The organism is Spirillospora sp. NPDC052269, assembly GCF_040679435.1.
Classification (GTDB): domain Bacteria; phylum Actinomycetota; class Actinomycetes; order Streptosporangiales; family Streptosporangiaceae; genus Spirillospora.
On the sequence record NZ_JBFAUU010000005.1, the window covers coordinates 162,485 to 180,443 of the forward strand.

The window sequence follows — 17,959 nt, forward strand, 5'->3', positions numbered from 1 at the left end:
CGGGGTGTGAAGAGCGGTGGCGGTGCGTTCGAGCATCCGCGGGGTGGGGCCGGTCGCTGGGCTGCGTACGTGGTGGGTGCGGTCTTCATCGGAATCGGCCTTTCGGGTGTGGTGATGCATTCGCGGCCGGGCGGGTGGATGTTGTGGGTCGGTGGTGCGGTGGCCGGGCATGACGGCGTGCTGGTACCGACCCTGCTCCTGATCAGCGTTCTGCTACCGCGGTGGCAGCGGTTCCGGCGAGGGACGTTCATAGCCGGCACCTTGTGCTTGGTCGCGCTGCCGATGCTGCTCGGATTCGGGCGCCGCCCCGACAATCCGTCGATTCTTCCTCTGCACTACCTCCCCAACTTGGTGATCGCCGTGGGCGTGGTCGCTGTCGCGACGGCCGTTCCATGGCGGCGGATCGGACACGTCCCCGCCGTAGGCCTCGCGAGGAGCGCTCTTCGTCGTGGACGTCCTTCTCACGGCAGCGAGCAGAGGACGCAGCCGCAGCAGCCTGACGCCGAGCGTGAGCCCGAGCGCCTTCCGCCGCGTGATGCGGCGGAAGGCACGACAGACGGTGGACGCGGTGAATCCCGTGAGCAGGACATCGGTAGGTCCGACGGGCAGGACGTCGAGCCCTCGGGCGAAGACGTCCCTGGTCGGCGGGATCAAGGGGGTGCTGGTCGCGCTGATGGGCGGTCGGTAGAGGGCGGGACGGATGACTGAGCGGGCATCTGAACAGGTTCCTGAACTCGGTGGCATGCGGACGACGGAGTCGGACGTCGGTGAAGTGGCGGAAGGTTGTGACGGATCGGCTGTCGGCACCGTGACGGCGGTTGGTTCGGAGGCTACGGCTGGTAGGGCGGCGGTTGACGGCGAAGGGGCGGTGGGGCGAGGAACGGTCGGCGGAACAGCCGTTGACCCGAAGGAGCCGGGTTCGGCGGCGACCAGTACGGGCGCGTCCAGTACCGGTGCGTCTAGTACCGGTGCGTCTAGTACCGGTGCGTCTAGTACCGGTGCGTCTAGTACCGGTGCGTCCAGGGGCGATGCGTCCGGGTTCGGGGACGTCAGGGGCGGGGCGTCGGGGGTCGAAGCGTCCGAGGGCGGGGCGTTCGGCGCCAGGGCGTTCGGTACCAGGGCGTTCGGTACCAGGGCGTTCGGTCGGGGGGTGTCATGGCTTCGGCGTGGTGGGGTTTGGGGAGTCGGGGTCTGGGCGGGGCTGATCGTGGTGGCGTTCGTTGTCGGGGAGGTGATGCGGCGGGCGGGGCTCGCCACTGAGGACGCATTGCCGCCGCTGCACGCGAAGGCGAGGTTGCTGACATGGCAGATGGCTCCGGCGGTCGGGTACGCGGGGGTCTCGGTCGGTGTTCTTCCGTTGATCGTGCGGGTGATGCGATGGCGGATCCTCCTTGCGTTGTCGTGGGCGATGGCGGTCGGGTGGGCCGTCGCGCTGGCGGTCAGTGACGGGCCCGGGGCGCTGGCGAGGCCGCTGGACGCGTCGACCGAGTATCCGGCGGGGCTGGCGGCGGTCGGTGACCACCCCTTGCGCTGGCTGCGCACCTTCACCAAGGAGCTGTACGCCTACCCGACGCATGTGCGGGGGCATCCGCCGCTGCCGACGCTGGTGTTCTGGGCGCTGGACGCGATCGGGCTGCACGGGACGCTCTGGCCCGCGCTGATGATCATCGGTGTCGGGGCATCGTCCGCGGTGGCCATCGCGCTGACGGTGCGGGTGCTGGCCGGGGAACAGGCGGCGCGCCGGGCGCTGCCCTTCCTGGTGCTGTCTCCTCTCTCGCTCTGGATCGCGACGTCCATGGACGCGTTCTTCCTCGGGGTCGGGGCCTGGGGCATCGCGTTCCTGGCGATGCGCCGGCCGTTGGCGGGTGGTCTGCTGCTCGGCGCCTTGCCCTACCTAAGCTATGGACTGCTCCCCCTCCTGGCCCTACCGAGCGTCGTTCTGTGGATTACGCGTCCAACACTGAGGTTCTGGATAGTGATGGCGCTCGGATTCGCCGTCATCCCCGCGGCTTTCACGCTGGGGGGCTTCTGGTGGCCGGACGGTGTCCACGCCACGCTCGACACCTATCGCGCCAGCGGCGGCTCGGCACGCAGGTCCTACCCCTACTTCCTGGGCGCGGACATAGCCGTCCTCGGCATCCTCACGGGACCGGCCATCGCGTACGTACTGCCCTCGCTCCTTAAGCAGGGCATCGTGGCGCGGCGAAGGCTCCGGGCGGAGCCGGTCGTCCTTCTGGCGGCCGCAGCGGTCGTCGCCGTCCTCAGCCTGGACGTAGCGGGCGTGACGAAAGGCGAAGTCGAACGCATCTGGCTTCCGTTCGCGGCGTGGCTGCTGCCGGCCGCGAGCGTCCTACGCGCGCCCGCACGAGGATGGCTGACCGCCCAGGTGGTGGTGGCCCTGCTCGTCCAGGCACTCGTACTTTCCGAATGGTGAGCCGATCCGGTCGCCAGAAGCTCCGGAACTGCTGGTCAGGGCGTTGAAGGCTCGGTCGCCGGAGCGTCTGTCGGCGGGGACGCGGCTCGCACGTCGCGCGCGAGGGCGGCGAGACGGCCACGCCGGAGCAGCAGGAACAGCGGGACGGCCAGCACCATCACGGTGACGTGCCCGACCGCCGCGACCTCCAGTTGGCCGAGCCCCTCGAACAGGTACGGCCACAGCGCCCACAATCCGGCCGCCGCCACCGGACGCCACCACCACGTCCCGAACAGGATCACCAGGACGAGGCCGGGGACGAGCACGAACGAGGGCCCGGTGTCGAGCTGGTGCCGGGCGGCTTCCGGGAGCGCCCCGTGCGCGACGCGCCACGCGACGACACCCTCGCTGACCAGCGTCCCCACCACGTGCAGGAGGACGAACAACAGGACCGTCCGGCGGTTGCCCAGCAGCGCGTTGACGGGGAACAGCGCCACCACCGCCATCCCGACCCACACCAGCGGATACGAGTCGGGGACGAGCGCGGACGCGGCCAGGGAGCCCAGCGGGTGGTGGGACAGGTTGGCGACGTTCGTGCTCACCCAGTCGACCACGCGCGCCTTGGACTCGGGGGACAGCAGCCAGACCGCGGCCTCGGCCAAGGCGAGTGCCACGACGTACCCCCAAGTGGCCACTCTGGTCCTCAGCACGAGTCCATAGTGCACCTTCGCGGACGCGCAACAGGGCCGGAGCGCGCCTTCAGAGGGACTTCAGAGCCCGTCCATACAGACCATTCAGGACAAACAGGCGGCCCGGCGGTCTCGGGGAGGAGAAGCGCCGGGCCGTGTCGGGAGAATCGGGGCCGCAGGAGGGAGGTTCTACCGGCCGGGAGGTGAGGGTCTACTTGCCGAGGGAGGCAGTGGTGACGGGCTGGCCGAGCTTGCTGCCGCTCGCCCAGCGCGTGAACGGCATCTGCCAGTAGCCCCAGCCGTTGGACCACTGCAGGTCGCGCCCGGTGCCGTTGATGGTCACCATGTCGCCCCGGTAGGACCAGCTCATGAACCACTCCGCGTCGGAGCCCGGGGAGCGGACGCAGCCGTGTGAGCAGTTGCGGTTGCCCAGGCAGGACGGGTCGTCCATGTTCTGGTGGACGTACTCACCGCTGTTGGAGATGCGCGTGGCGAACGGCACCTGCTCGTCGTAGTAGCCGGGGTCGCCCTTCTTCTTGCCGGGGGCGACCATGCGCTCCAGGCGGACGTGGTCCATGGTCAGGTGCACGCCGCTGGTGGTCTTCAGGTGGTCGACGCCGTCGCTCTGCGTCTCGCCGCCGGTGCCGAGGCTGACGCCCCACTTGCGGACGACCGTGCCGTTCTTCTTCACGGTCAGCTTGTGCGTCCGGTTGTTCACCGTGATGGTGTGGGCGTCACCGATCTTGAACTTGCGGGTGACGTCCTTGTCGCCGTAGACCGAGTCGCCGATCTTCAGGCCCGCGTAGTGGACGCTCAGCTGGACGCTCTGGTTCGCCTGCCAGGGGTCCTTCGGACGGAACACCAGCGAGGGCAGCCCGTTGAACGACTCGCCCGCGCTCAGCCACCGCCAGGCGCCCACCGTCGGGTAGGTCGACTGGATCTCGATGGCCTTCTCGATGGTCGGCTTGGCCTTGTCCGGGACCTCCTTGTTGAACTGGATGAAGATCGGCATGCCGGTGCCGACCTTCTCGCCCGGGCTCGGGATGACGTTGTTGATCGTCGTCCGCGCGGTGTTGTTCACCGTCCTGAACGAGCTGTTCGCGGTCGCCGTCTTGCCCTTGCTGGACGCCGCGACCGCCTGGACGGTGTACTTCCCGCCCGGGATCAGCGTCCAGGACGACTTCCAGGTCTTCTTGTCCGCCGACATGACGCCGGGCACGTCGGCGTCCTTCAGCTTGACCAGCACCTGGCTCAACGTTCCGCCGGACGCCGTCACCGTCACGCCCGCGTCCGGTTTCGCCTTGGCCGAACCGTTCGCCGGGGTGATCGAGATCTGGGGGACGCCTTCGTCGTGTCCGGCGGTCTTGGCCTTGCCGTCCGTACCGCCACCGCCGCACGCCGACAGTCCGAGGACCGCCGTCGCCACCACCACCAGGGCCTTACCTCGCACGGTTCTCCCTCATCAGCACGCAATCCGCAGAAAGCACATTAGCGACATGAATGCCGGTGCTTCTTCCCGCATTCCCCACCTGGCCCCGACCTAGGAGGACCTGCGCCCCGGCACCGTCCCCCCGTCCGGGCGAACGTCGATCAGTAAGACGTCGGAATCCTCCCACGAGTTCGCATCTTTCCCATAAGAAACCGCAGCCCACCCGCCTGTGCACGGACGGTGAACCATGCCGGTTCCGCCTGCACCGGTTACGCCCGTTCCGTGGCCTCGGCCGCTTCCCTCGCTCGCCGGGGACCCGTTCCGGTCGTCTCCCAATGCGCTTTTGGGTCACGCACACCGCCCAGGTGCCGCGTCGGCCGGGTGCTCTCCGAGCTGCAGGAGGGGCCGCCAGGGACACCGGCCGCTCCTGGAGGAGCCGGCCAAGGACGTCCAAGGGGGCGCTTCGGGCAGGCGAACGCCTCGGTGCGCACATCCTCCGTCTTCATAGGACGGCACGGAGGAACGCACACGCGCGATAGTGCGTTCCTCACGATCAAGTATTGCGGATTCAACTTGGCGCGGGACTCCCTGCCGGTGATGCTGAATTGCAGCCGAGCACAGAGCGAACACAGAGGAGGACCGCGGTGGACCAGTACGAGCCCTACTGCCTCGCCGATCTGTTCTTCTACGACAAATTCGGCCAAAGGCAGAACGAGACATCGGACTTCTCGCTCGTCGCCCGTCCGGTTCCCGAAGGCTGGGTGCGGCACGAGTCCGATGTCTGGATGTACTACGCGCCGGGCGGTGAAGAGACGCTCCCGCCCCAGGGATGGAAGATCCACGTGTCCGCCCGCCTGGACGACGCCGAGCGCGCCCTGGCCCTGATCTGGGACTACTGCGTCCCACGCGGGATCGTGTTCAAGTACCTGCGCGGCCGGTCCGTCCTGCTCATGCGCAACTCCAAGGCCGCCTCTCGGGGTGCCAGCGGCAAACTCGTCACCCTTTACCCGACGGACGAGAACGAATGCGAGATCGTCCTCAAAGAGCTGGACGAGCTGCTGGACGGCATCGAGGGACCCTACATTCTGAGCGACCTCAGGTACGCGGACGGGCCGCTCTTCGTACGCTACGGAGGTTTCGCCGAGCGCCGCTGCGTCGGCAAGGACGGCGAACTCGTGCCCGCCATCGAGAACGGCGCGGGGGAACTCGTCCCGGACGTCCGGGGATCGACGTTCTCGGTGCCCGAATGGGTGACGCTGCCGCCTTTCCTCGCGCCGCATCTGGAGGCCCGGAACTCCGTCCGCGTCGACGAGATGCCCTATGACTTCGAAAGCGTCCTGCACTTCTCGAACGGCGGCGGGGTCTACCTCGCCCGCGACCGCGCCTCCGGCGAGCGCGTCGTCCTGAAGGAGGCGCGTCCGCACGCGGGACTCGACGTCCTCGGGCGCGACGCGGTGACCCGCCTCGAGCACGAGCGCGACATCCTCGAACGCCTTTCCGGGCTGGACGTGGTGCCGGCGCTGCGCGACTACTTCGTCCTCGGGGAGCACCACTTCCTCGTCGAGGAGTTCGTGGACGGGAACCCGCTCCAGCGGCAGATCGTCCAGCGGTACCCGCTGACGAAGGCCGACCACGGCGCGACGACGCTCGCCGCGTACACCGAGTGGGCCCTGGACACGCTCGCCAAGATCGAGGACGCCGTCCAGCGGCTGCACGAGCGCGGCGTGGTCTTCGGCGACCTGCATCCGAACAACATCCTGGTGACGGCGTCCGGACGGCTCTGCCTCATCGATTTCGAGGTGGCGGTCCCCGTCGAGGAGCAGGCGCGCACGACCCTCGCGAACCCGGCGTTTCTGGCGCCGCGCGACCGGCGCGGGGTCGACGTCGACAGGTACGCGCTCGCCTGCATGCGCTACTACCTGTTCGCCCCGCAGACCACGATCACCCTGCTGATGCACCCGCGGAAGGCCCGCCAGCTCGCCGGCCTGATCGCCGAGACGTTTCCGGTGCCGCGCGCGGACTTCGACGACGCCGTCGCCGTCCTCCTCGGTCCGGACCCCGATCCGACGCCGTCCCCACTCGACACGCTTCCCCTCCCGGGGCGCGCGCCTTGGCCGGACGTCCGCGACGCGATGCACCGCGCGATCCTGGCCTCGGCGACCCCCGACCGCGAAGACCGCCTCTATCCCGGCGATCCCGCGCAGTTCCGGGACGGCGGCGCGGTCAACATCGCCCACGGAGCCGCGGGAGTCCTTTACTCCCTGACCGAAACCGGTGCGGACGTCCCGCCGGAACACGTCGACTGGCTGGTCGAACGTGCGCTGAACCCCGACGTGGGCACCCCGATCGGCTTCTACGACGGCCTCCACGGCGTCGCGCACGTCCTCGACCGCCTCGGTCGCCGCCAGGAAGCACTGGACCTCGCCGACATCTGTCTTCGCGAGAAGTGGGATCGACTCAGCCTGAACCTGTGTTCTGGACTGGCCGGAACCGGCCTCAACCTCCTCCACCTGGGCGAGGCCACCGGCGAGACCGAACTGACCGACGCCGCGTCCCGCATGGTCGACCTGTGCGCCGAGCGGATCGGAGGCCCGGAGGACGTCCCGGAGATCAGCGGCGGAGACCATCCGCGCGCGGGGCTGATGCACGGCTCGTCCGGCCCGGCGCTGCTGTTCCTCCACGCCTACGAACGCGGGGGCGACGCGACGCTTCTCGACCGCGCCGCCGACGCGCTCCGCCAGGACCTGCGCCGCTGCATGCTCGCCGAGGACGGATCACTCCAGGTCAACCAGGGTTGGCGCAGCCTGCCCTACCTGGACGAGGGGTCCGTCGGCATCGGCCTCGTGGTCGCCCGCTACCTCCGCCACCGGCGCGACGAGGAGTTCGAAGGCGCGCTGACCCGGCTCGCCCGGGTCACCGAATCCGCCTACTTCGTCCAGTCCGGCCTGTTCGCCGGACGCGCCGGGATCATTGCCGCACTCGCCGCCGGCCTCCACCCCGCCTATGACCCGCACGGCGATCCGAGGCTGGACGCGCAGGTCAGCGGCCTGCGCTGGCACGCCATGCCCTACAACGACGGGCTCGCCTTCACCGGTGACCAGCTGATGCGGCTGTCGATGGACCTCGCCACCGGGACGTCCGGGGTGCTGCTCGCCCTGGCGTCCGCGTTCGACGAACGGAGGCCGTCGATGCCCTTCCTCGACGCCCCCGCACGCCCCCTCGACCCCGCACGCCCCCTCGACCCCGCACGCCCCCTCGACTCCGCGCGTCCCCTCGATCCGGCGCGCCACCTCGCTCACGAGACCTCACCCACCACCGACGGTTCGTCCGTCACCTCGGCCGGCTCGTCCGGCCTCATGATCGGCCCTTCCGGCCGCGTAGGGAGCCTGGCCAAGGAGACCCCGCTCGCGTGACGCCGGAACGGCCCGAACCCGTCCACCCACGGAAGGGAAAGGAGGTGTAGCAACCACCATGGCGCTTCTCGACCTGCAGGGCCTCCAGGCCCCCACCGCCTCCGGCGGAGCCAGCGGCGGTAGCGGTCTGACCATCGTTACCTGCGCATCGCACACGCCGAGCAACCTGAGCCTCGCGCTCTGCCACTGAGCCCCGGCGCTCGGGCGTGACGGTCCGGGTGGCCGCCACTAGGGGGTCACCCGGAAACGCCCAATGCCGCCGCGTGCGGCACGGTCCCGGCCGTGCCGCACGCGGCGGTCACCTTTCTTCTAGGTCACCTTCTTCGAGAGGAGGACGGATGCGGACGGCAGCGGATCGCCTGGTGACGCGCACCGCGCGAGAAGGCGGCCTCTGGACGGCCCTCCTCGTCCTGGGCGCGCTCGGTGGCGCCGTCCTGCAACTGCTCCTGCCGTTCGCCATGGGGCGCGCAATCGACGGCCTGACCTCCGGAAACGCCGTCCATGGCCCTTGGACGGCCATCGCCGCGTCCGTCGTCGCGGGGATCGCGGCGTGCGAGGTCCTGACGGCCTGGGCGACCGGCGTCACCGGCACCGGAGCGGCGGCCCGGCTGCGCCGCACCCTGCTCGGACGCGTCCTCGGCGCGGGACCGGCGATCACCCGGCGGCATCCCGAAGGCGACCTCGCGACCCGGATCGGGCTGAACGCCGAGGAGCTCGGCCAGGCCCCGGCGGCGCTCGTCACCGCCGCCGCCCTGCTCATCCCGACCGTCGGGGGGCTCGTCGCCCTGGCCTTCATCGACCCGTGGCTGCTGGGCGCGCTGGTCGCCGGCCTGGTGGCGATCACGCTCGTCCTGCGCGGGTTCCTGCGGGCGACCACCGTCCACGCCGCCGGGTACCAGCGCACCCAGAGTGACATCGCGGCCCGCCTGACGGACGCGCTCACCGGAATCCGCACGATCGCCGCCGCTGGAACCGCGGACTTGGAGACACGCCGGATTCTCGCCCCGCTGCCCACACTTCGTGAACACGGGCTTCGACTTTGGCGCGCCAACGCGCGCGCGGGGGTGCAGGCGGGGTTGACCGTCCCGCTGTTGGAGGTGACCGTCCTCGCCGTAGGCGGATGGCGGCTCGTCTCAGGCGGACTCACCCTGGGCGCGCTGTATGCGGCGGCACGCTATGCGGTGCTCGGCGCGAGCCTTTCGGGCGCGCTCGGCCAGGTCGGCCAACTCGCCCGATCGCGCGCGGCCGCGGGCCGGGTCACCGAAGTGCTCGCGGAACCCGTCGTCCGCCACGGCATGCGCCATCTCCCGCTGCACGGCTCCGGAACCCTCGAGTTCAGGAACGTCACGATCCGCACGCCGGGCGGCGAAGGACTGCGCGGTGTCGACTTCGTCATCCCAAGTGGCGGTGCGACCGCCGTGGTCGGACGCTCCGGCGCAGGCAAATCCCTCCTCGCCGCCCTGGCAGGACGCCTGCTCGACCCGGACGAAGGCATCGTCCTCCTGGACGGCGTCCCCCTGCACGAGCTGTCGCGTACCGAACTGCGACGTGCTGTCGGCTACGCGTTCGAACGCCCCGTTCTGCTGGGGGAGACCGTCACCGACGCAGTGGCACTCGGCCTCCCTTCCCACACGCGCGCGCACGAGGACTACGTGCGGAACGCAGCCCGCGCCGCCCGCGTGGACTCCTACCTAGAACGACTGCCATCCGGCTATGCCACCGCCTTGGCGGACGCACCGATGTCGGGCGGTGAGCGACAACGCCTGGGAATCGCTCGTGCGCTCGCGCAGGGGGAGCGGCTCCTCGTTCTGGACGACGCGACCTCAAGCCTCGACACCGTGACGGAACGCGAAATCGGCGCGGCCCTCACCAGCGCGGCCGACGGCCGGACCCGCCTGCTCGTCGCCCACCGCATCGCCACCGCCGCCGAGGCCGACCACGTCGTCTGGCTCGACGACGGCCGCGTCCGCGCCCAAGCTCCTCACGCCGACCTGTGGCGCGACCATCCGGCCTACCGAGCCCTCTTCGCCGACCCCACCGCCTCTCTCGGGGGAAAGGCATGACCTCCACATCCCGCCCGCGCACAAGCCCACCTCCACAACCGCGCTCAGCCCCGCAACCGCATACAGACCCAGCCCCGCAAGCAACGCCCCCCGCGCGCATGAGCGGCGGGGCGCGGCGGTTCGTTGTTCGGGCTTTGGTCGCGGAGCCGCGGGCGGTGTTGCGGGTACTTGTGTGGTCGATCGTGGAGGCCGGACCTGCACTGTTCGTTGGGCAGGCGGTCGCACGGGCGATCGGGGACGGGTTCGCAGTAGGACGTCCATGGGTGGGGACAAGCTGGCTCGCAGCGCTCGCCCTGGTCTGGACGATCGCCGCGATCGGGGCGCGCCAGGTCGTTTTGGCTGTGGCCGCCACGGTCGAGCCGTTCCGCGACCGGCTGCTGACCGAAGCCGTCGCTGGAACACTGCGGCACGCAGCCCAAGAAGGACGTCCGTCCGGATCCGCAGCCGTCGCACGTGTGAACCTGCAGGTGGAACTGGCCAGGGACGCGCTCGCCGCCCTGGTCACCGTCGTGCGGTCGTTCGCGTTCACCGCCGTGAGCGTCGTCGTCGGCCTGGCAGTCCTGGAGCCGCTCGTCCTGCCCTGGGTGCTGCCACCGTTCGTCGCCGGGCTCGCGCTGTTCGCGGCGTCGCTGCCCGCGCTCGCCCGCCGCCAGCGCGCGTACCTGCTCGCGGACGAGGCGACGGTAGCCGCGACGGCCGAGCTGATCGGCGGGCTGCGCGACGTCGTCGCCTGCGGCGCCGAGGAGCGCGTCGGCGGCGCGGTCCGCGACCGCGTGGCCGCGCAGGAGGCTGCCGGACGCGCCCTGGCGAGTGTCACCGCCCTCCGCACGGTGGCGCTGACCGTCGGCGGCTGGGCTCCGGTGCTGCTGCTCCTGCTCGCGGTGCCCTGGCTGGGTCGCCACGGCGTCGGCGCGGCCATGGTGATCGGCGCGCTCACCTACCTGACGCAGTCGCTCGGCCCCGCGTTCGGCGGCCTGGTCCGCGGGCTCGGCGTGAGCGCCGTCCGCCTCGGCGTCTCTGTGGACCGCGTCCTGACGACAGGCTCCGACACACAGCCCTCCGCCGCCACCACTCCACCAGGGAGGGATGTGCGGCTTCGCGCGGTCACCGCCGCCTACGGCCCCGTCGCGGTGCCGGTGATCGACGAGCTGGACCTGGACGTCCCGTCCGGCGGGCATCTGGCGGTGGTCGGGCCCAGCGGCATCGGGAAATCCACGCTGGCCGCGCTCATCACGGGCCTGATGCGTCCGCGCGACGGGACGGTCGAGATCGGCGGAGTGCGCGCCGACCTGGTCGATCCCGCCGCGCGCGTGCTGATCCCGCAGGAGGCGTACGTCTTCCGCGGCACCGTCCGCGAGAACCTCGGCTACCTCACCCACGACGCCGAACCGCCGTTCACGCAGGCCACGGAGATGGTCGGCTCGGCGGACCTCGTGGCCCGGCTGGGCGGCCTGGACGCCGAGCTCGACCCCGCCGCGCTCTCGGCGGGGGAACGGCAGCTGATCGCCCTGACCCGCGCCTACCTCGCACCCGCCCGGCTGGTCGTCCTGGACGAGGCGACCTGCCATCTCGACCCCGCCGCCGAGGCCCGCGCCGAATCGGCCTTCGCGCAACGCCCCGGCACCCTGATCGTCGTGGCGCACCGGATCAGCTCGGCCCGCCGGGCCGACCGCGTCCTGCTCATGGACGGCGCCCGCCCCCACCACGGGACGCACGACGACCTGATCCGCAGCTCACCCCCGTACGCGGCCCTGGCCGGACGCTGGCGCCCCGCACGCTGAACGCCCCGACTCGACCTCGCGCCCGGAGGTGGCGAACCCATGAGACATCCCGAGGCCGAACGCGGCCCCGTCGTCGAGATCCTGCACGGCCGCCGCGTCGCCGACCCCTACCGCTGGCTGGAGGATCCGGCCGCGCCGGGGACCCGCGCCTGGCTGGACGCCCAGGACGAGCTGTACCAGAAGCACATCGACCCCGAACTCCGGCGGACGTTCCGCCGTCGCGTCGCCGAGCTGGCCGACACCGGATCCGTCAGCGCCCCCGTCTGGCGCGGCGGCCGGCGCTTCGTCCTCCGTCGCGTCGCGGGTCAGGAGCACGCCATCCTGCACGTGGCCGACGGCGACGGCGGTCCTGAGCGGACGCTCCTCGACCCGACCGTGCTCGACCCGTCCGGCACGACGACGCTCGACGCATGGCGTCCCGACCCGTCCGGACGGCTGCTGGCCTGCCAGGTGTCGCGGGGCGGCACCGAACGCGCCGACCTCCTCGTCCTGGACGTCGCGACCGGCGAGACCCTGGACGGCCCGATCGACCGCTGCCGGTACTCCCCGGTGGCCTGGCTCCCGGACGGCGACGGGTTCTACTACGTCCGCGCGGAGCCGGGCGACGAGACGCGGCGACGCGTCCACCTGCATCTCATCGGCGAACCACCCGACCGCGACACCCCCGTCACCGAACCGGCCACGTCCCACGGTGTCGGCATCAGCGCGGACGGCCACTGGCTCGTGATCTCCACCGCGGACGGCGCCGCCCCCCGCAACGACCTGTTCATCGCCGACCTGACGACCGGCCCCGTCCCTTGCCTCAGGCCCGTCCAACAGGACGTCGACGCCCGAGCCGCCGCCGCGGTCGGCCCGGACGGACGCCTCTACATCGTCACCGACCGGGACGCTCCGCGCGTACGCCTCTGCGTCGCCGACCCGTCCGACCCCTCTGTCTGGACGGAACTGATCCCGGAGGACACGGAAGCCGTCCTGTCCGATTTCTCCTTCCTCGACGGCCTGATCGCCGTCACCCACGTCCGGCACGGAACGTCCGAACTATCCATTCACGACGCGCGCACGGGAGAAAGGCGTCGCACCGTCCCGCTGCCCGGCCCCGGCATCCTCGGCCCACTGTCGACCCGTCCCGGCGGCGGACACGAGTTGTGGTTCACGCACAGCGGCATGGCCACGCCCGAAGCCGTCTGGCACTACGACACCCGCAACAACAATCTCACCCTCTGGGAACCGTCCCCTAGCCCCATGGTCCTGCCGCCGATGGAGACGCACCGGATCACCTGCACCTCCGCCGACGGAACTCCCGTGCACGTGGACGTGATGGCGCGCCCCCAGCAAAGCTCGGGCCCGCGCCCGGCCATCCTCTACGGCTACGGCGGCTTCGGGATTCCGCTCACACCGTCCTACGCCGCGGACGCGCTGGCCTGGGTGGAGGAAGGCGGCGTCCTCGCGATCGCCCACCTGAGAGGCGGCGGCGAGGACGGCACGACCTCGCACCGCGCGGGCATGCAGGGCCGCAAGCAGCGCGTCTTCGACGACTTCCTGGCCGCCGCCGAGGAACTCGTCTCCACCGGCTGGACGGCCCCGGACCGGCTCGCGATCTGGGGCGAGTCCAACGGCGGACTCCTCGTCGGAGCGGCGCTGACCCAGCGCCCCGACCTGTTCGCCGCGGCCGTCTGCGTCGCGCCGCTGCTGGACATGCTCCGCTACGACCGCTCCGGCATGGGTGCCCTGTGGCACGGCGAGTACGGCTCCCCGGCCGACCCCGAGGCGTTCGGCTGGCTGCACGCCTACTCGCCGTACCACCACGTCCACGAGGGCACCGCCTACCCGGCGACCCTCTTCGCGGTTTTCGACGGCGACTCCCGCGTCGACCCACTCCACGCGCGCAAGATGTGCGCCGCGCTTCAGTGGGCGACCGCCGGCGACCGTCCCGTCCTGCTGCGCCGCGAATCCGATGTAGGCCACGCGTCCCGCTCCGCCGGACGCTCCTACGACCTGGCCGCCGACCTCCTGGCCTTCGTCACCACCCGAACAACCCCCTGACCACCCGCGCCGCACCACCACCCCACACGAACACCACCGCCCGCCCCGCCCCGCCCCGCCCCGCGCGAGCACCGCCGCTGTCTGCACGAACACAGCCGTTCAGCGGCAACCGCCGCGCCGCGCGGACAGCGGTGTGTCCGCGCGGCACGACGAGGGCCTCTCAGGTGTCAACGTTCGGGACGCGGCGACCGTTGCGTCCTTGGGACGCCGCCTCCCAGCCAGCCGTTCTCCTCGGCGATGGCGACCGCCTCCACGCGGGTCCGTGCGCCGACCTTGGTGACGATGCGGGCCAGGTAGTTCCGGACGGTCCCGGTGGCGAGGAACAGCGACCGCGCGGTCTCGGCGACGGTCGCGCCCTTGGCGGTCTCCTGGAGTACCTCCTGTTCGCGCGGGGTCAGCGGACTTCGGGACGTGGCGAGCTCGGCGAAGGCCAGCTCGGCGTCGATGACGCGCTCGCCGTTCGCGACGTCGCGGATCGCCTGGATCAGGCGGGCGGGCGAGGTGTCCTTGAGCAGGAACCCCTCCGCGCCCGCCTCGACCGCCCGGCGCAGGTCACCGGGCCGCCGTCGTTCGGCCATGATGATCACGCGGCACCCGGGCAGCTGGGTGAGCAGCCGGAAGGTCGCGTCGACACCGTCGAGATCGGGCAGGCCGAGGTCCACGACCGCCACCTCCGGACGGCAGTGCGCCGTCGCGGCCAGCAGCTTGCGGGCGCAGTCCACGGTCTCGACGACGCTGATGTCCGGTTCGCCGTCCAGGAGGGCGACCAGACCACTGCGGAACAGATGGACGTTCTCGGCGAGGATGACGCGGATCACCGGCGCGGTCCCGTGATCGGCTCCTGTCGTGTCGGGGGGATCGGCGCTGGTCTCGGGAAAGGGGGCAGGGCACGTCCGGGCTGGAGGACGAGGGTCATGGCGTCGCCTTGGTGTTGGACTGGGGCGCGGCAGACGCCAGAGTGCTGGAGAAGCCCCGGCCCGTCAAATGCGATATGTCGGAATTGGCTCCTGCCTTATACCCGCGAGGTGAGTATTTTCGAGCCCGTGGTAGCGCAGAGTGTCCACGCGCACACGCATGACCTCCGACGATCACGCTCCGACGACCAAGGATCCCCTGGTAGGGCCCCCGGCGGCCGCTTCCGGCCACGGATTCGATACCGGCCGGTATTCGAAGACGGGAGGAATTGTCATCGACAATCCGACGACACTTCCCTCGCCGGGAGCCCCGCGCGCCCATTGGGAAAACCCGCCTCACGCTCTTTATGAGTCGAGCCCGGACGCCTTAGGCACTACTCCTGGGACAGGCTGTCAGTGGCCGTCTCGTAGTCGCCCGTGGGAGGGTTCTCGTCCTTGGCGTAGACGAGGTGAAGGACCCCGTTCGAGAACGGGGTGGAGCTCAGCAACTTCAGCGGCAGAGTCGCGTCCGCCTCCTCGAACAGCCGCATCCCCTTCCGCGCCGCGATCGGGTGAACCAGCAGATGCAGCTCGTCGAGCAGCCCCTCCTCCAGGAGCCGCCGGACGATCGAGATCGACCCGCCCATCGCGATGTCACCACCCGGCCCGTCCTTCAACTCACGGACGGCCTCGATGAGCTCCCCTCGCAGAACCTCGGAGTTCCGCCAGGTGAACTCCAGCTCCTGCCGCGTCACGACGAGCTTCCGCGCGTCCCCGAGCGACTTGGCCATCCCGGCGTCCGCCTCGCCCGCGGTCTCCCGCTCGGGCCACGCGCCGGCGAAACTGTCGTAGGTCCTCCGCCCGAGCAGCAGCGTGTCCGCGCTGCAGAGCTGCGCGGTCACCGCCTGCCCCATCTCCTCGTTGTAGTAGGGGAAGTGCCAGTCCTGCGGGTTCTCCACCACTCCGTCGAGCGCGATGAACAGGCCGGCCGTGATCTTCCGCATGAGGGATCTCCTCGGCTGATGACGTTCTCCCCAACAGACCATCCCCAGCGCCGAACCTCATCGAACCCACGCAAAGGACCCGCCGTCCCACTGACGTGAATCACTCGACCGGGGCCCTGCCGCTCCTCTTCCTGGACGTGGACGGCCCGCTCATCCCCTTCGGCGCCCCGACCCCCTACCCCACGTTCGAGCCCGAGGGCGAGAACCCCTTCCTGCCCCGCATCGACCCCGCACTCGGCCCCCGCCTCCGCTCGCTGCCCTGCGAACTCGTGTGGGCCACCGCCTGGACGTCCGACGCCAACGACCTGGTCGCGCCTCGCCTCGGCCTGCCGCGCCTGCCCGTCGTCCACTGGCCCAAGCCGTCCGACCAGGACGACCTCGACGAGCAGGCCGGACTCCACTGGAAGACCCGCCACCTTCTCACCTGGGCCGCCGGTCGCCCCTTCGCCTGGGTGGACGACGAACTCACCGAGACCGATCGCGCCTGGGTGGCCGCCCACCACTCGGGCCCCGCCCTCCTCCACCACGTCGACTCCGCCCGCGGCCTGGCCGACGCCGACTTCACAGCCCTCACCCACTGGCTACGCCGGACATAAAGTCCCAGCCCCACACAGGCGCGTGCCTCCCACGGGACGCGGGCCTCACGCGCGGGCGCGAGCCTCACGCGGACACGAGGCTCACACTTGGGCGCGCAAGCTTCACGCGCGGGTGCGAGCTTTTCGCGCGGGCATGAGCCTCACGTGCGGGCGCGCAGCTGCCGGACGGCCTCGGCGATGCCCTTCTTGTCATACGCGCCCGTGGGCATGGTGGAACCGTGGGCGTGCCGGATGACGCCCTGCGCGTCGATGAGGACGCTGCCCGACTGCCACATCGAGCCGAACATCTTCTTGGCCAGGCCGAAGTTCTCGTGCGGAACGCCCCCACGTCCGACGAGCACCGGAACTGGAATCCCGCGCTTCGCCTTCCAAGCCGCCGCGGCCGTGCGATCCTCCGGCACCGCGACGAGCACCTGGACGCCGTCCGCCGCGAACGCGTCGCGCGACCGGACGAGATCCTGGACGTGCCGGTTGCAGATCGGGCAGGACGTTGATCGCATGAAGAACACCAGCGCCGCGCGGTCGACCTCCAGCCCGGTCAGACTGACGGCCCGGCCATCGGTGTCCTCAAGCAGAACGTTCGGGGCGGGCGATCCGGTTCCGAGCATGGCGAACTCCTTAACCAACATGAGTGGACTCGGGGCCGACCTGCCCGTCCAGGCTGAGGCGCAGCCTGGTGCGGGCCCGGTGGAGGTGGGACTTCATCGCGGCGGTGCTCAGCCCGAGCCGTTCCGCGACCGTCCGCCCGGGATATCCCAGGACGTCCCGCATGATGAGCACCCGACGCTGGACGTCCGGAAGCTCCTGGATCGCCTGCGCGACGCGCTCGGCCTCCAGCCGCCGGATCGCCTCGTCCTCGGCGGACGTCACCAGGCCCGCCTCGATCTCCTCCGGCGCGATGACCAGCGATCGGGCCCGGCGCAGGCACTCGTTCCGGACGATCCGGAACATCCACGAGGCCAGCGCCCCGGTCGCGCGCAGCGAGCCGATCTTCCGGTACAGGATGATCAGCGCTTCCTGCGCGGCGTCCTCCGCGTCCTGCGGCGTCGCGCACAAGTGCTCCGCGAACCGCCGGACGTGCGCGTGCGCGCCGTCGAGCACCGCGACGATCGACTCGCGGTCACCCGCCTGCGCGGCCGTGATGAGCTGCGCACTCGCCCAGGTGCGATCCGTCATGCCCTCCTCCTCGGGGTCGGCCGACACCCATAAGAGGCCGCCGCGTCCCGAAAGGATTCACCCCGATCGCTCGCCCGTGATCAGCATCCGCTTGACGGCGGCGTCCACCAGGTCGTGCGCCTCCTGCTCGGTGAAGATGTCCGGCAGCGTGAGGCGCTCCAGGATGAGCCATTTCAGCGTGAGGTACAGGAGCAGCACCGAGGTCGAGTCCCCGGGCAGGTCGGACGCGGTCTGGTGGGCGAGGTTGGCGTCGATGTCCTCGCGGATCCGCTTGGTCAGAACCTCGCGCAGCTCCGGACGCCGCGTCGACTCCAACCGCAGCTCGAGCAGCGCCAGGTACCCGGAGTTGAACGCGCTGACCCGGCCCACCACCTCGTGCATAAGCTCAGCGTACTGAGCATCGTCCTGTACGCCCTCGCGGCTCCGGGCCATCGTGGCCTCATCAGGGAGCAGTCGCGC

At 70.8% G+C, this 17,959-nt stretch carries 14 protein-coding genes; 7 read left to right on the top strand and 7 right to left on the bottom strand.

What is annotated here, in order from left to right; translation table 11 throughout:
- The first annotated feature begins 1,207 nt into the window (after positions 1-1,207).
- Positions 1,208-2,434, top strand: coding sequence for a hypothetical protein (locus AB0L06_RS12220; protein ID WP_500231013.1), 1,227 nt, complete (start codon positions 1,208-1,210; stop codon positions 2,432-2,434).
- A 35-nt stretch (positions 2,435-2,469) separates the two neighbouring features.
- On the opposite strand, the gene AB0L06_RS12225 is transcribed toward AB0L06_RS12220, so the two are convergent.
- The gene (locus AB0L06_RS12225) at positions 2,470-3,108 is read right to left on the bottom strand and encodes a rhomboid-like protein (RefSeq protein WP_500231014.1); all 639 of its coding nucleotides are present in this window, start codon (positions 3,106-3,108) and stop codon (positions 2,470-2,472) included.
- Between the two features lie 205 nt (positions 3,109-3,313).
- Positions 3,314-4,552, bottom strand: a complete 1,239-nt coding sequence (locus AB0L06_RS12230) for a L,D-transpeptidase (RefSeq protein ID WP_500231015.1) — start codon at positions 4,550-4,552, stop codon at positions 3,314-3,316.
- A gap of 623 nt (positions 4,553-5,175) precedes the next feature.
- Between AB0L06_RS12230 and lanKC the strand changes: the two genes are divergently transcribed.
- The 5 genes from lanKC to AB0L06_RS12255 all read left to right on the top strand — a co-directional run bounded on the left by lanKC (position 5,176) and on the right by AB0L06_RS12255 (position 13,831).
- The gene (gene lanKC, locus AB0L06_RS12235; RefSeq protein ID WP_500231016.1) at positions 5,176-7,944 is read left to right on the top strand and encodes a class III lanthionine synthetase LanKC; all 2,769 of its coding nucleotides are present in this window, start codon (positions 5,176-5,178) and stop codon (positions 7,942-7,944) included.
- A gap of 58 nt (positions 7,945-8,002) precedes the next feature.
- A complete protein-coding gene (locus AB0L06_RS12240; RefSeq protein WP_157429682.1) occupies positions 8,003-8,134 on the top strand; it encodes a SapB/AmfS family lanthipeptide in 132 nt (43 codons plus the stop codon).
- 148 nt (positions 8,135-8,282) lie between these two features.
- Positions 8,283-10,007: an ABC transporter ATP-binding protein gene (locus tag AB0L06_RS12245; RefSeq protein WP_500231017.1), complete on the top strand. Its 1,725-nt coding sequence runs from the start codon at positions 8,283-8,285 to the stop codon at positions 10,005-10,007.
- A gap of 263 nt (positions 10,008-10,270) precedes the next feature.
- A complete protein-coding gene (locus AB0L06_RS12250; RefSeq protein ID WP_500231018.1) occupies positions 10,271-11,788 on the top strand; it encodes an ATP-binding cassette domain-containing protein in 1,518 nt (505 codons plus the stop codon).
- Positions 11,789-11,827: 39 nt separating this feature from the next.
- Positions 11,828-13,831: a prolyl oligopeptidase family serine peptidase gene (locus AB0L06_RS12255; protein ID WP_500231019.1), complete on the top strand. Its 2,004-nt coding sequence runs from the start codon at positions 11,828-11,830 to the stop codon at positions 13,829-13,831.
- Between the two features lie 167 nt (positions 13,832-13,998).
- Here AB0L06_RS12255 and AB0L06_RS12260 read toward each other — a convergent pair whose 3' ends face one another.
- Both AB0L06_RS12260 and AB0L06_RS12265 read right to left on the bottom strand, forming a co-directional pair.
- The gene (locus AB0L06_RS12260) at positions 13,999-14,649 is read right to left on the bottom strand and encodes a response regulator (RefSeq protein ID WP_500231020.1); all 651 of its coding nucleotides are present in this window, start codon (positions 14,647-14,649) and stop codon (positions 13,999-14,001) included.
- A 470-nt stretch (positions 14,650-15,119) separates the two neighbouring features.
- Positions 15,120-15,728 carry a dihydrofolate reductase family protein gene (locus tag AB0L06_RS12265; RefSeq protein WP_500231021.1) on the bottom strand — a complete coding sequence of 203 codons (609 nt, stop codon included), beginning with the start codon at positions 15,726-15,728 and terminating at the stop codon, positions 15,120-15,122.
- A 95-nt stretch (positions 15,729-15,823) separates the two neighbouring features.
- Here AB0L06_RS12265 and AB0L06_RS12270 point away from each other — a divergent pair, with 95 nt between their 5' ends.
- The gene (locus AB0L06_RS12270) at positions 15,824-16,324 is read left to right on the top strand and encodes an HAD domain-containing protein (protein WP_500231022.1); all 501 of its coding nucleotides are present in this window, start codon (positions 15,824-15,826) and stop codon (positions 16,322-16,324) included.
- A 140-nt stretch (positions 16,325-16,464) separates the two neighbouring features.
- Here the strand turns inward: AB0L06_RS12270 and AB0L06_RS12275 are convergent, their stop codons facing one another.
- Genes AB0L06_RS12275 through AB0L06_RS12285 form a run of 3 tightly spaced genes read right to left on the bottom strand, consistent with a single transcriptional unit; the run spans position 16,465 to position 17,932 of the window.
- Complete coding sequence (locus AB0L06_RS12275) at positions 16,465-16,932, bottom strand: peroxiredoxin family protein (RefSeq protein WP_500231023.1); 468 nt, start codon at positions 16,930-16,932, stop codon at positions 16,465-16,467.
- Between the two features lie 10 nt (positions 16,933-16,942).
- Positions 16,943-17,500, bottom strand: coding sequence for an RNA polymerase sigma factor (locus tag AB0L06_RS12280; protein WP_500231024.1), 558 nt, complete (start codon positions 17,498-17,500; stop codon positions 16,943-16,945).
- A gap of 57 nt (positions 17,501-17,557) precedes the next feature.
- Positions 17,558-17,932, bottom strand: a complete 375-nt coding sequence (locus AB0L06_RS12285) for a hypothetical protein (protein WP_500231025.1) — start codon at positions 17,930-17,932, stop codon at positions 17,558-17,560.
- Positions 17,933-17,959 lie beyond the last annotated feature (27 nt).